The sequence below is a fragment of the Deinococcus arboris genome, assembly GCF_009755355.1.
GTDB lineage: Bacteria > Deinococcota > Deinococci > Deinococcales > Deinococcaceae > Deinococcus > Deinococcus betulae.
On sequence record NZ_WQLB01000003.1, the window covers coordinates 216,258 to 229,141 of the forward strand.

The window sequence follows — 12,884 nt, forward strand, 5'->3', positions numbered from 1 at the left end:
TACCCCATGGAGTCTCCTATGACTGCAGCCGACCTCAACAAAGCCCTGCAACTCAACCGCCTGACGGCGTTCATCGAAGGCCAGGCCGAGGCGCCTGTCGCCATCGCCGGCCAGCTCACCGCCGACGGGGTCTACCTGCTGCCGGGGGAAACCCCGCCGGATTCAGCCGCCCTGACAGAGGCGCTGGCTTTCGCCCACCACCTCGCGGACATCCTCAGCAGCGCGCAGGTCTACGAATCCAGCGACACAGACACGCCATATGTACCGTTTGTGCTGCCCCACGCCTTTTCACCAGCGGCGCTCGCCGAGCAGGTCCCCAGTTGGCTGGGGCTCCTTGCTCTGCCCGAAGGCCAGGCGGTCGTGGACATTGACGAGTCGTCTTTCCGCGCGGCTGAGAAGTTGGCGGTCCACGAACAGGACGAGGATGTGGACGACTACTACGAACCCGAGGAGGTAGAGGCCATTCACGCGGCGGCTGAATTCTTCAATGCCTTTCCAGACCGCCGTTTGGTGCAGCTGACCGCCGGCTACGTGGCCATCCTGCTGCTGGATCTGGCGCAACTGCCTGGCGGGTTCTGGGCGGGGGTCGCCACCCTACGCATCGACACCTGACCAAGGCGTGTATCGAGTTCCAGGCGTGGAGTGTGGAGCTCAGCGCTATGCCGAGTGGCCGGCATGACAGACAGAATTCTTAAAAGGAGACCCCATGACCCTGTTCGGCCTGACCATCCCGGCTCTCGCCCTCGACCTCGCTGGCGGCCTGTGCGTGCTGGTCAGCCTGTACTACCTGTGGGCCAAGAGCAGCACCTACTGGCACTGGAGCAATGCGTCCCTGCTGCCTTACTTCCTGCTGTTTCTGTCCGGCAAACAGTGGATGTTCGCGGGCTTGCAGGTGACATACCTGCTGTTTGGCCTGCACGGGCTGTACCTGTGGCACCTGGAAACGCGCCGGGCACGCGGCGAGATTCAGTTCAACGAGCGCGGCTGGTACGGCGTGACCTGGGCCGCCAGCCTGCTGATTTTTGCCTACACCGTCGCCGCAACCGATTTCAGCGCAGCCTGGAACTGGGTGCAGTTTGCGGCCGTCACATTGGCCCTGGTCGCCAACTTTGGCACCACGCGCCGCTGGTCGTGGTCGTGGCCGGTCTGGGTGGCCGTTAACGCCGTGCAGGCGGTGTACTTCTGGCATCTGGACTACTGGGTGCTGTTCGGGCTGCAGTTCGTGCTGGCCGCCATGAGCATTTACGGCTGGCGGCAGTGGCGGCGCGACGACGCGCGGGAGGTGGCCTTTGCCTGACGCGCCACACCGCTTTCAGCATGGACTGGTCATTGGGAAGTTTGCCCCCCTGCACCGAGGCCACCTGTGGCTGCTGGACGCGGCCCTGGCGCAGTGCGACCACGTCAGTATATGGGTCTACTCCCGCCCGGACTTTCCCGGCATGCCCACGCCGCTGCGCCGGAACTGGCTGCGCGAGCTGTACCCGGCGCGGCTGTTTCCGCACCTCACCTTGCTGCCGGACGCCCCCAACCCGCCCCTGAACACCGAACCCGACGCGGTGCATCAGGCCTACGTGCGCGGCGTGTTGGAGAGCTGGGGGGCTCAGCCAGACGCCGTCTTCACCTCCGAACACTACGGCGACGCGCTGGCGGCCAGGTTGGGGGCTGAGCACGTCTGTGTGGACTTGCCGCGCGCGGCCTTTGCGGTCAGTGGCACGGCGCTGCGGGCCGATGTTCACGCGGGCCGAGTGATGCTGGACCCCAGCGTCTACGCCCACTTTGTGCGGCGGGTGGTCATCCTGGGCGCTGAAAGCACCGGCAAAAGCACCCTGACGCGCGCGCTGGGCGAAGCCTACGGCACGGCGTGGGTGCGCGAGTACGGCCGCGACGTGTACGAACGCGAGCAGGGCGCCCTCTCCCCCGAGCATTTTCTGGAGATTGCGCGGGGCCACCGGGCACTAGAGGACGAGGCAGCCCGCACGCCAGGCGTCCACCGCTGGGTCTTTTGCGACACGGACGCCGCCACCACCCTGATGTGGTCGTATCTGCTGACCGGCACCGCGCGCCCCGAACTGCACGCCCTGGCCGCCGACTGCGCCGCGCGGTACACCCACACGTTCCTCTGCGACACCGACCTGCCACACGAGCAGGACGGCTGGCGGGCCAATACCGAAGTGCGGGCGGTTCAGCAGGCCTTTATCCGGCAGGACCTGGGCACGCGCGGGGTGCCGTATACCCTGCTGCGCGGCACTGTGGCCGAACGGGTGGCCGGGGTGCGCGCGGTGCTGGACGCATGAGCGGCGAGCGCGAGGCCGTCAACGCCCAGCAGTTTGATGCCCTGGCCGCCACCTACGACGAGGTGGGGTTTCTGGCGCTGGCCGCGCGGTTGACGGCCACAGCAGCGCAGGTCCGTCCTGGCGAGGCCGTGCTGGACGTGATGACCGGCACGGGCACGGTTTTGGCCGCACTGGGCCAGCATGACGGGCCGCTGGTGGGCACCGACCTCTCGGCGGGGATGCTGGAGGTCGCGCGGAGGCGGGTTCCAGGGGCCACGTTCGTGCAAGCCGACGCCGCAGCCCTGCCCTTTCCAGCTGCAACCTTCGACACCGTGATCTGCGCCGCTGGCCTGTTTTTCATGCCCGACATGGCCGGGGCCGTACGGGAGTGGGCACGGGTGCTGCGGCCTGGCGGACGACTGGTGATCTCGGCATTCGGGCGGGGCCTGCTGGGCGAGTTGCCGGGCCTGTGGCGCACTGAACTGGCCGCTGTGGGCCTCAAGCCGGGAGCGCCGCCGCTGGGCCGCCTGCCCACGCCCGAGGCTTTGACCGGCGTGCTGCGAGAAGCTGAGCTAACCGACATTCGGGCCGACCTGACCCCACATCCCTACACTCTGCCGGACCCCAGCGCCCGTCTGGCCGACATTCGCGCGGGGCTGGAAGGGCTACCCCTGCGCGACCTGCCGCCAGAAGCACGCCTGGCACTGGACTCTCAGCACCGTGCCACGCTCACGCCGCTGTTTGCCGCCGGGCCGCTGACAGTCCCGCTGCCCCTCATCGTCGGCACGGGACATGCATCTTCCGGGGGACGCAACGCAGGGGCAAAGTGTCGCGTACTGTGAAGCATGACCAACCCTGACGACAAGACGCCTGCCCCGGCCCCCGATACGGCGCCGTCCTGGGTGGATGACGTGCTGAACTCCTCCAGCCAGGCCGGTGCCCCCACCGATCTGCGGATTTCTGATGAGCCTCGCCAGAGCGCACCGGCACCCTCCTGGTTAGAGAAGCCGGCGGCCCCTCAGCCCGCCGCCCCGGCACCATCCTGGGTGGATGAATTGGCGGCCTCGCCCACGGCGCCGCTGCCGCCGTCGTCCCAGCCACCTGCCGCGCCGTATGACCTGGCCAGTGGCGCGCCCGCCAACGACGACTGGGTGACCCGCGCCACCGGCGGCGCGCGCAATCCGACCGTTCCGCAGGGACCGCCGACGGCGCCGGCGATCAGCCCCCGCCCCTTTGACGCCTTTGGCGACCCCTCGCGCCAGATGGCCCCCTCCTTCGGCGCGGGGCCGCTGTCCAGCGACGTGTCTCAGAAGAAGATGATTGCGGGCTTGCTGGCCATCTTTCTGGGCAGCCTGGGCGTGCACAAGTTCTTTCTGGGGCAGACCACGCCGGGCCTGCTGACGCTGGGCGTCAATGTGGGCGTGTGGATTGTGGCCCTGCTGCTGGGCGTGCTGACGCTGGGGGCCGGCCTGCTGCTCACCATTCCCCTGGCCGCACTGGTCAGCAGCGCCCTGGGCCTGCTGGGCCTGGTGGAGGGCATCATCTACCTGACCAAGAGTGACAGTGAGTTCCAGCGCGACTACCTGCTGGGCGGCAAAGCCTGGCTGTAAGACCTCACGGTTGATGGACAGCAGCTATTGGCCAGCGACCGTCAACCGTTTACAGCGCCTGCTCGATGTCCGCCTGTAAATCGGCCAGCGCCTCCACGCCCACGCTCATGCGGATGGTGAGGGGCGTGACGCCTGCCGCGTACCGGGCCGCTTCGGGAACGCGTCCGTGCGTGGTCGTCCAGGGATGCACCACCAGGGTCCGCACGTCGCCCAGGTTGGGGGCCATTCTGAGCACCCGCACGCGCGACAGGAACGCCGAGGGGTCGGGCACCTCGAAGGTCAGCACCGCGCCCTGGCCGCCCCGCAGATAGGTCTGGGCCAGGGTGTGGTGCGGGTGCCCCGACAGCCCCGGATAACTCACTGTGCCCACCTTCGGATGCTCCGACAGCCAGCGGGCCAGGGCCAGCGCCGTCTCGCTCTCGCGGGTGAGGCGCAGTGGCAGGGTTTCTATGCCCTGAGCAATCAGAAAGGCCGAGTGCGGCGCCAGGGTCATGCCCAACTGGTGCGCGCCCAGCCAGCGCTGCCGCCAGGCCAGGGCCGCGTCGCCGCGCATGTTCAGGATGCTGGCCTCGCCGCCCTCGGTGAAGATGGGGTTGCGGGTCAGGTCGTGCCTGGTCCCCACCGTCACGGCGCCGCCCAGGACGCTGCCGTGCCCGCCGGCCCACTTGGTCAGCGACTGCGCCACGATGTCTGCGCCGTGGGCCAGCGGCCGGCACAGAAAGCCCACGCCTCCGCAGGTGTTGTCAATCGCCAGCAGGGCCCCGTGCTCGTGGGCGATGTCGGCAAACGCGCGGATATCGGCAATGTCGCCTGCCGGGTTGCTGATCATCTCGGCCCAGACCAGGCGGGTCTCTGGCCGCAGGGCCGCGCGGATGGCCGCCGGGGTGTTCTCGGTCAGCGTGGCTGAGATGCCCATCAGGGGCAGGATGTTGCTCAGGAGGCCCGTGCTACCGCCAAACAGACTGGACGCTGACACCACATGGTCCCCTGCGCGGCACACGCTGAGAATGGCGGTGAGGGTGGCCCCCTGCCCACTGGCAACCGTGACGGTGGCGGCCCCGCCTTCCAGGGTGGTCAGGCGCTCTTCGAGGGCGCGCACCGTGGGGTTTTGCAGCCGCGCGTAACTGAGACCCGTGTTCTGCCCAAATTCGGCCTGGGCCTGCTCCAGCGTGTCGAACTGAAAGGCCGCCGCCGCGTGAATGGGAAAGCCGATGGTTTGCCCCAGGCCGCGCGGAATGGCGCTTTGCACGGCGGCGGTTTCATAGCTCCAGTCGGCTGGTTCGGGGGCGCGGGCGTCGGTCATTCGCCCACGCTACGCCGCGCGGCGGGATAAGGTACGCCCCATGTCCGACCCACCTGGATTGTCGGTTGGCGTGAGTGTGCTGCTGCAAGACGAGGCAGGCCGGGTGCTGCTTCAGCGCCGGGGCGACGACGGCCGCTGGGGCACACCGGGCGGGCGCCTGAACCCCGGCGAGACCTTTCTGGCAGCGGCCCACCGGGAACTGCACGAGGAAACCGGCCTGAGCTGTCCTGGCCTGACCCTCCTGCCGTTGCCAGACGGGCTGGTGGACGGCCCCGACTTCCGGCACGACTACCCCAGTGGGCAGGCCGTGTTCATGGTAGGCCTGCGCGCCTGGGGGACCATTTCGGCGGCCGCAGTGGAGGACGCTGCGCCTGACGACAGCGGTGAAACCCTCGAACTGGGTTGGTTTGCCCTGGACAACCTACCCGCGTTAAGCGGCGCGGTGAACGTGGCGAGCATGAATCTGCTGCGTGCCAGGGCTGGCCTAGGGCCGCTGGTCAATTCCGCATGACAGAGAGATGAAGATTCCTTAAGCTGCTGCTGATGAAACGCACCCTCGCTGTCCTGACCGTCTCTAGCTTGCTGCTGGCCGCCTGCCGCCCTCAGCCTGTGCCGGCGCCCATTGACCCAGCCACTGTTGAACCTGCCGCCCCCGTGGTGGGGCAGGCACTGGAGGTGCAGCAGATTCCCGGCACCGTCGAGAGCGCTGCCAAGCAACTGACCGCCCTGCTGGACCCCAACAACCCCGACATAGATCCTGACCTGAAAGCCCTGCTGGCCGTCTTTGGTCCTGGCAGCGCCATGCCCCTGGACTTGAAGCAGCCCACCCAACTGGGCCGCAGCTTGGTTCAGAACTTTGCCGCCCACGCCCGTGGTCAACTGCAGGTGCAGGGCGTGACGACACTAAAGCAGACGCTGCCCACTGGCACGACGACCGTGGACCGGACGGGCCGCTCGACCTACCAGAGCGCCCCCACGGACGGCTACGTCATCATCTTTGAAGCACAGAACCTGCGCGTAGACGTGAAGTGGAAAGTGGGCGACGCCGCCACCGTGTTTGTTCCAGCTGGCATGGCCTATAACCCCAGCACCGGCCAGTGGAGCCCCGCCGAGCAGGAACTGCCCACCAACGCCAGCGCCACGCTGACTCGTGGCACGCAGGCCGCCGCTGGCGCCACCTTCACCATGACGCCGGGCGAGTGCCTGTCGGCCCTGGGGCCCACCGCTCTGAGCTTTAACGCCTGGGCCGGCCGCGCCGTGAACAGTCCCGCTGCCCTGAAGCTGAACTACGCCTGGACCGACGCCAACATCAATCTCAGCGGCGACGCCCTGTACGCCACCACCAAGCAGAAGGCCAGCCTGAGCACAAAGCTGGACGTGCGCGGCACGACCGTCAACCGCTGCACGCCCGCCACCTTCGCCTTCCGCCCCACCCGCGCCGACCTGACCGCTAGCGCCGAAGTCCCCAGTCACAAGCTGGACCTGGCCCTGTACCTGCGCGACCTGAGCAACCTGGAATTCAGCGCCGACGCACTGAACGCCCAGAACCCCCTGGCCAAGGTGGGCGGCACGGTCAATGGTCGCCTGAGCTTTAACGGCCGCAGCCTGCTGACCGCTTTCGGGCCGCTGGCCGACGGCGCCGACACCAACCTCCAGCCCGGCGATCAGGTGAAGGTGAAGTACGTCCAAAGCGGCAAGTTGGTCGAAACTGATCTGCCCGGCGCACTGGACGGTCTGGGCGCGCTGTTCCTGCCGTACTGATTCTCACCCGACTCTGGCCCCACCCGCGCTTAGCTGGTGGGGCCGTCTTCATAGCGGCCTGAAGGCTGCGGTAACGTGACCCATGCGCATTCAGGACATGAACTGGCAGATGGTTGAGGCGGCACTGAGGCGCGATGACCGCTGCGTGCTGCCGCTGGGCTGCACCGAGCAGCACGCCACTCTGAGCCTGGCCACCGACACCCTGCTGGCTGGGCGGGTGGCCCGCGAGGCCGCCGAGGGCCTGGGCATTCCTGTCTTTCCGGCGCTGCCCTACGGCATTACACCGACTTTTACGGCTTACCCCGGCACCCTGAGCGTGAGCGTCAGCACCTACCTGGCCCTGCTGGACGACCTGCTCAGCGGGCTGCAAGCCCAGGGCTTCCGGCGCATTCTGGTGGTGAACGGCCACGGGGGCAACGCGCCGGGCCAGGGTTGGATGGGCGAGTGGCTGGCCCGGCACCCGGACGCGCGGGTGCAGTGGCACAACTGGTGGAACGCGCCGCGCACCTGGGCAGCGGTGCAGGCCACCGACGAACTGGCCAGCCATGCGAGCTGGATGGAAAGTTTTCCCTGGACTCGGCTGGAAGGCGTCAGCGCCCCCGAAGAACGCAAGCCGATGGTGGACCTGAATGCGCTGCGGCAGCTGCCTCCCGCTGGGGTCCGGGCCCTGCTGGGCGACGGCAATTTCGGCGGCCTGCACCGCCGCCCCGACCGCGAGATGCTCCGGATCTGGCAAGAGGCGGTGGCCGAAACGCGGGCGCTGCTGGAGACCGGCTGGGCTTAAAGACCATGTGAGGCTGATCTAGGGCCAGCGCAACCTCTGAATTCCGGCAAGAACGCAGCCCATATGCCTTCTCTCTGTTTCGTTGACAAATCGGGGGACACCAGTTCGCAAGCTCCACGCCTGGAACCCGCTTTTCTTCTCGCTCCGCTGCGCAACGGGTCTTGAATCGTTTTGGTCAACGCTTCAAGCGGCGTCCGTATGGGTCGATTCGGAAGCCAGCAAGCCCTCTCAATGGGAGAGGCCCGGCGACTCCAGGCAGCTTCCTCTGGAACGTGGGGCATCCAGACCGCTGCTTCGGTTACCCGTACAGAGAAGACTTGAGCGCCACATCTCACTCTTGCCCAGCTGCCCTCTTCATCTTTTAGGAACCAGAGTTCTTCTCGGCCCAGTCTTAGTTCTCGTCCAACTCGGCGGCCACAGCAGTCAACGCGCCCGGCCGACCAATCCGGGCGCGGCCGTCCGCTTGCGCCGCCTGGAACCGGGTCAGGTCAGTGCCAAGGCTCTGGACCGCAGCGGCGACCGCCTGCGCTGTCGGCGCCGTAACAGTCAGGGCCTGGCCCAGCAGGCGCGTTTGCCGCGCGGCAAACCCCGCCACGTACTGCGGCCCTGGCGTGGGGAAGCCAACGACGGGGACGCCCAGCCCAGCCGCCTGCTCGTTGGCCGTGCCGGCTGTCCCCAGGGCCAGGGCAGCCCGGTGCAGCACCGCCGAAAAAGCGCCGCGCAGCACCAGCACCCGCGTCTCGCCGCGCCGCAGCCACAGGGTCGCCTCGTCCACCTGGCCAGCCGTCCAGCCGGGTAGCGGCGGCAATTCGGCAAATGGGCGGGCAAAGGCCACGGCGGCCTGCCAGGCGGGGAGCTGCGCGGCGGCCTCCAGCATGACTGGCAGGGAAAACGCCGCGTCCCCGCGCTGGCCGGGGAGCAGGGCCAGCACCAGGCGCCCGTCCAGCAGCGGCCCCAGGTCGCGTTCGGGCTCGGGCAGCACATCCATCGCAAACCCGCCCCGGTACGCGGCATTCACGCCGCGCCGGGCCAGGTGAACGGCCGAGGGCTGGTCCCGCGTGTACACCCGCCGCGCCCGCCGGGCCAGGGCCACCTCCCAGGGCATAAAGAGGTTGGCGCCCAGGGCGTTCAGTTCGCGCAGGTGGGCCGCCGGGGTCATGCCCTGCGCGTAGAACGACGACACCAGCGGCTGAAGGTGCGTCAGCGGCAGGCGGGGGCCAGCTGCCCGACCAGCTGGCCGCGCCACCACCCGCGCGGCCAGGGTGCCCACCGCCAGCGCGTAGGTGTCCCCCACCACGACCACCCGCGCCACCTGCCCTCCCAGCCGCCGCGCCGCCGCCCACTGCCGCAGCGAGACGGTCAACAGGCCCGCCTGTACGTCCGCGCGCAGGTTTGCCAGGCTGCCAAAGGGAAAGCCGCCCGAAGGCAGCGCCAGATGGGGACCCTGAAGCTCGGCAGTCCCCGCATACGCCGCGCCCGGCCCCACCAGCGGGAGGGCCAGCACCGGCCCGCGCCCAGCCCGCGCCAGTTCGCGCGCCAGTCTGGCCCCGATCAGATCCTCGGCGTACCCATTGGACACCAGCAGGGTCGCGTCTGTTCGCCGAAAAGTGCTCGCCACGCCCCGCAGGCTAGCGTAGGGTGGCGGCCATGAGTCTCATGGAACTGCGGCGGGTCTGGGGCACACGCCCGCTGATTGGCGCGGCCGTGGGCGTGCTGCTTCAGGACGAAAGCGGGCGCGTGCTGCTGCAGCGCCGGGGCGACGACGGCCTGTGGAGCGAACCCGGCGGCGCCCTGGAACCGGGCGAGGATTTTCTGACCGGCGCGCGGCGCGAACTTCTGGAAGAAACGGGCCTGACCTGCCCCACTTTGCGCCTCTTGCCCCTGCCAGGCGGCCTGCAAAGTGGCCCTGAGCTGTACCACCGCTACCCCCACGGCGACGAGCTTTACATCGTGGGGATGCGGGCGCACGGCACCCTCCCGGCCGAGGCCCTGAACGGCGCCCAGCCCGACGACAGCGGCGAAACCCTGGAGCTGCGTTGGTTCGCTCTGGACGACCTGCCGATGCTGAGCAACAACGCCAACAGACAGTCTATGAGCCTGTTGCGCAGCTGGGCAGGGCTGCCACCGCTGCCACTGCACCCCACGCCGCCCCCACCGCCACCCGGCAACTTTTTACTGGACCTGCGAAAAGTAATTGGCCACCGGCCCTGGTTTGCGCCTGGGGCCAATGTGCTGGTGACGGATGAAGCTGGGCGAATCCTGCTGCTGCGCTGCGGGCACACCGGGCGCTGGACCCTGCCCGGCGGCAACCTGGAACCCGGCGAGAGCTTCGCAGAAACGGCGGCGCGGGAACTGCTCGAAGAAACGGGCCTGACCGCCGCCCGCCTGGACCCACTGGAGATGTTCGCCGGACCCGAATACCGCTTCACCTCCCCGAACGGCGACGTGGTGGACTACGTGTCGGTGCTGTACCGCGCTCACAGCGTGACCGGCACCCTGACCCCGCAGCCCGGCGAGGTTTTGGAGGTGGGCTGGTTCGGTGTGGATGAGCTGCCAGACGACGCTGACCTGAGCGGCGCACTGATTCAGGCCAATTTGCGGTACTGGAAAAAGCTGAGGAGCCAGCCAAACAGCTGACCCCCCCTCGCCCTCTTCCCTGTTTACCGCTCGCGGATGCTCCAGCCCTGGGCCTTCACAGCCGCAATCTGACGCTGGAACACGCCGTCAATCTCCTCTTCGGTCAGGGTCCGCTCGCCCTGGTAGGTCAGGCGCACCGCCACCGAGCGGTTGCCCGCGCCAATCTGCTCGCCCACAAACACGTCAAAGGGCTCAACCTGTTGCAGCAGGGGGCCGCCCTCCTGCCGCAGCGCCGCCGCCACCTCGCCGTAACTGACGGCCTGCGGCGCAATGACCGCCAGGTCACGCCACGCTGCCGGGGCGCGGCTGGGGTCGCGGAAGGCCCACTCGCGGCCCGGCAGGGGTAGAGCCGCTTCCAGCAAGAAAGTCTCGCCCTTGAGGCCGAACGCCTGCGCGATTTCTGGATGCAGGGCGCCCAGCCAGCCCACGGACTGCCCGTTCCACACGACCTCACCGGCAATGCCGGGATGGAGGGCCGGCGGCACCGCTGCGCCGCGCAGTTGCTGCACCTCCAGCCCTGCGCCCAGCGTGCCCGCCAGGCTTTCAACCAGACCACGGAAAGCGCGGAAATCGCCCGCCACCCCGGCCTCGTGGGTTTTGGCGGCCAGCGGGCCGCGCATCAGCAGGCCAAGACGCTCGGTTTCGCCGCTGGCCGGGAAAATGCGGCCGATTTCGAACAGCAGCGTGCGCTCGCCACCGGTCTGCATGGCCGCCGCCTTCAGCAGGCTGGGGTACAGCGCGGTGCGCATGCCGGTGCGGTCAGCGGTCAGGGGGTTGCGCAGGCGCACACCAGGCTGCTCGGCGCGGGCCTTCCCAGCTTCCTCGTCGCTGGTGAAGGTGTAGGTCACGACCTCCTGAAAGCCCAGTCCGGCCAGCGTGCGGCGCAGCCCTGCGCGGGCCACCCCTTCGCGCTCTGCCCCCACATTGCTTTCGTGGACGCGCAGGGTGGGCAGCTGTTCGGGCAGATGGGCGTAGCCGTGCAGCCGCGCCACCTCCTCGGCCAGGTCCTGCCAGATGGCCATGTCAATGCGCCACGACGGCGGCACCACGCTGAGCTGGTCGCCCTCCCCCTCGACCGCGCAGCCCAGGCGAGTCAGGATGTCCCGCATTTCAGCAGTGCTCACATCCATGCCCAGCAGGGCGCGAATCTGGGTGCCCGTGGCCTCAATGCGGCCCGGCACCTCTGGCTGGCCCACCACCGTGGCGCCGGGGTGGACGGTGCCGCCGGCCTCGCCCAGCAGGCCCACCAGGCGCGCGGCGGCGCGGGTCGGCAGCAGGGGGTCCACGCCGCGCTCGTAGCGGTAGACGGCGTCGGTTTTCAGGCTCAGGCGGGTGCTCGTGCGGCGCAGCAGCACCGGGTCAAAGTGAGCGACCTCAACGACGACGTTGGTGGTATCGGCGCGCACGTGGCCGTGATCGCCCCCCATGATGCCCGCGATACCCAGCACGCCCTGACCGGGCTGCGGCTGGCTGGCGTTCTCAAAGGCTTCAGCCACCGTGGAAATGGGCCGTTCCTGGCCGTCCAGAATGAGGAGGTCCTCGGGTCCTACAGTTTGCTCGTGGCCCATCAGGTCGTGCACCGTCTCGCCTTGACGGCGGCCAAACGCCACCAGAATCTGATCGCCTGCCACGTCGCGGCGGTCGTACAGCGCGGTGGGCTGACCCAGTTCCAGCATCACGTAATTGCTGGTGTCCACAATCAGGTCAATCGAGCGCATCCCCGAGAGGGTCACGCGGCGCTGCATCCACAGGGGCGCGGGGCCGTTGCGCAAGCCGCTGACCGTCCGGGCCACGAAATGGTCGCAGCCGAAGCGTAGCTTCTGGGTCGGGTCGCGCTCAATGACGCGGCCTTTGTCGGGCAGCGACACGCGAATCTCGCCTTCACCCTTGGCAGCGGGGCCAGAGGGCGGCTCGTTCAGGTCCAGCTTCAGGAACGCGGCCAGGTCGCGGGCCAGGCCCAGGGCGCTCAGCACATCGGCGCGGTTGGGCGTAACTTCTACGTCCAGCACCTGGTCGGCGGCCCACAGCTCCTGCATAGGGGTACCAGGCTTGGCCGTGCCCGCCGGGAACAGCATGAGGCCCGCGCTGCTTTCGCCCACGCCCAACTCTTTAGCGCTAGCAGCCATGCCCCAGGACTCCACGCCTTGCAGGGCACGCACGCCGTAGGTCATGCCGCCCAGCGTGGTGCCGGGCGACACCAGGGCCACCATCGTGCCGGCGGGCAGTCCTACGGCGTTGGGGGCGCCGCTGGCAATCACGCGCTCGCCGTGGGGGCCAGCGTCCAGGGTGAGCTTGGTCAGCTGAGTGCCTTCTATCTGCTCAGCGGCCGTGACGGTCACCAGCAGCACACCTTCGGGCGGCGCCGGCACGTCTTCGACGCCTTCTAGCGGCAGGCCCAGCTGGGCAAACACAGGTTCCAGTTCAGTCAGGGGCGGCAGGGCGGGAACAAGTTCTTTGAGCCAGGAGTAGGGGATGTTCATAGAGGGGACCTCGGTGGGATTGCCCCCACCCCGGCC

12 protein-coding genes are annotated in these 12,884 nt (G+C 68.6%); 9 read left to right on the top strand and 3 right to left on the bottom strand.

The features are described 5' to 3' along the window. The first annotated feature begins 18 nt into the window (after nucleotides 1-18). From GO986_RS03805 to GO986_RS03825, 5 genes are all read left to right on the top strand, one after another. On the top strand, nucleotides 19-612 hold the full coding sequence (locus tag GO986_RS03805) for a hypothetical protein (protein WP_157457930.1): 594 nt from the start codon (nucleotides 19-21) through the stop codon (nucleotides 610-612). A 94-nt stretch (nucleotides 613-706) separates the two neighbouring features. Further along, nucleotides 707-1,297: a nicotinamide mononucleotide transporter family protein gene (locus tag GO986_RS03810; RefSeq protein WP_198170383.1), complete on the top strand. Its 591-nt coding sequence runs from the start codon at nucleotides 707-709 to the stop codon at nucleotides 1,295-1,297. Continuing rightward, nucleotides 1,290-2,294, top strand: coding sequence for an AAA family ATPase (locus GO986_RS03815; RefSeq protein WP_157457931.1), 1,005 nt, complete (start codon nucleotides 1,290-1,292; stop codon nucleotides 2,292-2,294). The genes GO986_RS03810 and GO986_RS03815 overlap by 8 nt, the downstream gene beginning before the upstream one ends. Next, nucleotides 2,291-3,115 carry a class I SAM-dependent methyltransferase gene (locus tag GO986_RS03820; RefSeq protein WP_157457932.1) on the top strand — a complete coding sequence of 275 codons (825 nt, stop codon included), beginning with the start codon at nucleotides 2,291-2,293 and terminating at the stop codon, nucleotides 3,113-3,115. Before GO986_RS03815 ends, GO986_RS03820 begins: the two co-directional genes overlap by 4 nt. Nucleotides 3,116-3,118: 3 nt before the next feature. Further along, nucleotides 3,119-3,883 carry a TM2 domain-containing protein gene (locus tag GO986_RS03825; RefSeq protein ID WP_157457933.1) on the top strand — a complete coding sequence of 255 codons (765 nt, stop codon included), beginning with the start codon at nucleotides 3,119-3,121 and terminating at the stop codon, nucleotides 3,881-3,883. 49 nt (nucleotides 3,884-3,932) lie between these two features. Here the strand turns inward: GO986_RS03825 and GO986_RS03830 are convergent, their stop codons facing one another. Next, the gene (locus tag GO986_RS03830) at nucleotides 3,933-5,186 is read right to left on the bottom strand and encodes an aminotransferase class V-fold PLP-dependent enzyme (protein WP_157457934.1); all 1,254 of its coding nucleotides are present in this window, start codon (nucleotides 5,184-5,186) and stop codon (nucleotides 3,933-3,935) included. 40 nt (nucleotides 5,187-5,226) lie between these two features. Between GO986_RS03830 and GO986_RS03835 the strand changes: the two genes are divergently transcribed. The 3 genes from GO986_RS03835 to GO986_RS03845 all read left to right on the top strand — a co-directional run bounded on the left by GO986_RS03835 (nucleotide 5,227) and on the right by GO986_RS03845 (nucleotide 7,731). Beyond that, the gene (locus tag GO986_RS03835) at nucleotides 5,227-5,697 is read left to right on the top strand and encodes an NUDIX domain-containing protein (protein ID WP_157457935.1); all 471 of its coding nucleotides are present in this window, start codon (nucleotides 5,227-5,229) and stop codon (nucleotides 5,695-5,697) included. Nucleotides 5,698-5,729: 32 nt separating this feature from the next. Then, nucleotides 5,730-6,947 carry a hypothetical protein gene (locus GO986_RS03840; RefSeq protein WP_157457936.1) on the top strand — a complete coding sequence of 406 codons (1,218 nt, stop codon included), beginning with the start codon at nucleotides 5,730-5,732 and terminating at the stop codon, nucleotides 6,945-6,947. An 82-nt stretch (nucleotides 6,948-7,029) separates the two neighbouring features. Further along, nucleotides 7,030-7,731 (top strand): creatininase family protein, encoded by a 702-nt coding sequence (locus GO986_RS03845; RefSeq protein WP_157457937.1) that lies wholly within the window; start codon nucleotides 7,030-7,032, stop codon nucleotides 7,729-7,731. A gap of 391 nt (nucleotides 7,732-8,122) precedes the next feature. On the opposite strand, the gene GO986_RS03850 is transcribed toward GO986_RS03845, so the two are convergent. After that, nucleotides 8,123-9,349, bottom strand: a complete 1,227-nt coding sequence (locus GO986_RS03850; protein ID WP_369409123.1) for a lipid-A-disaccharide synthase-related protein — start codon at nucleotides 9,347-9,349, stop codon at nucleotides 8,123-8,125. 29 nt (nucleotides 9,350-9,378) lie between these two features. On the opposite strand from GO986_RS03850, the gene GO986_RS03855 reads away from it, so the two are divergent. Further along, nucleotides 9,379-10,368, top strand: a complete 990-nt coding sequence (locus GO986_RS03855; protein ID WP_157457939.1) for an NUDIX domain-containing protein — start codon at nucleotides 9,379-9,381, stop codon at nucleotides 10,366-10,368. 23 nt (nucleotides 10,369-10,391) lie between these two features. Here the strand turns inward: GO986_RS03855 and GO986_RS03860 are convergent, their stop codons facing one another. Continuing rightward, nucleotides 10,392-12,848 carry a phenylalanine--tRNA ligase subunit beta gene (locus GO986_RS03860; protein ID WP_157457940.1) on the bottom strand — a complete coding sequence of 819 codons (2,457 nt, stop codon included), beginning with the start codon at nucleotides 12,846-12,848 and terminating at the stop codon, nucleotides 10,392-10,394. Nucleotides 12,849-12,884 lie beyond the last annotated feature (36 nt).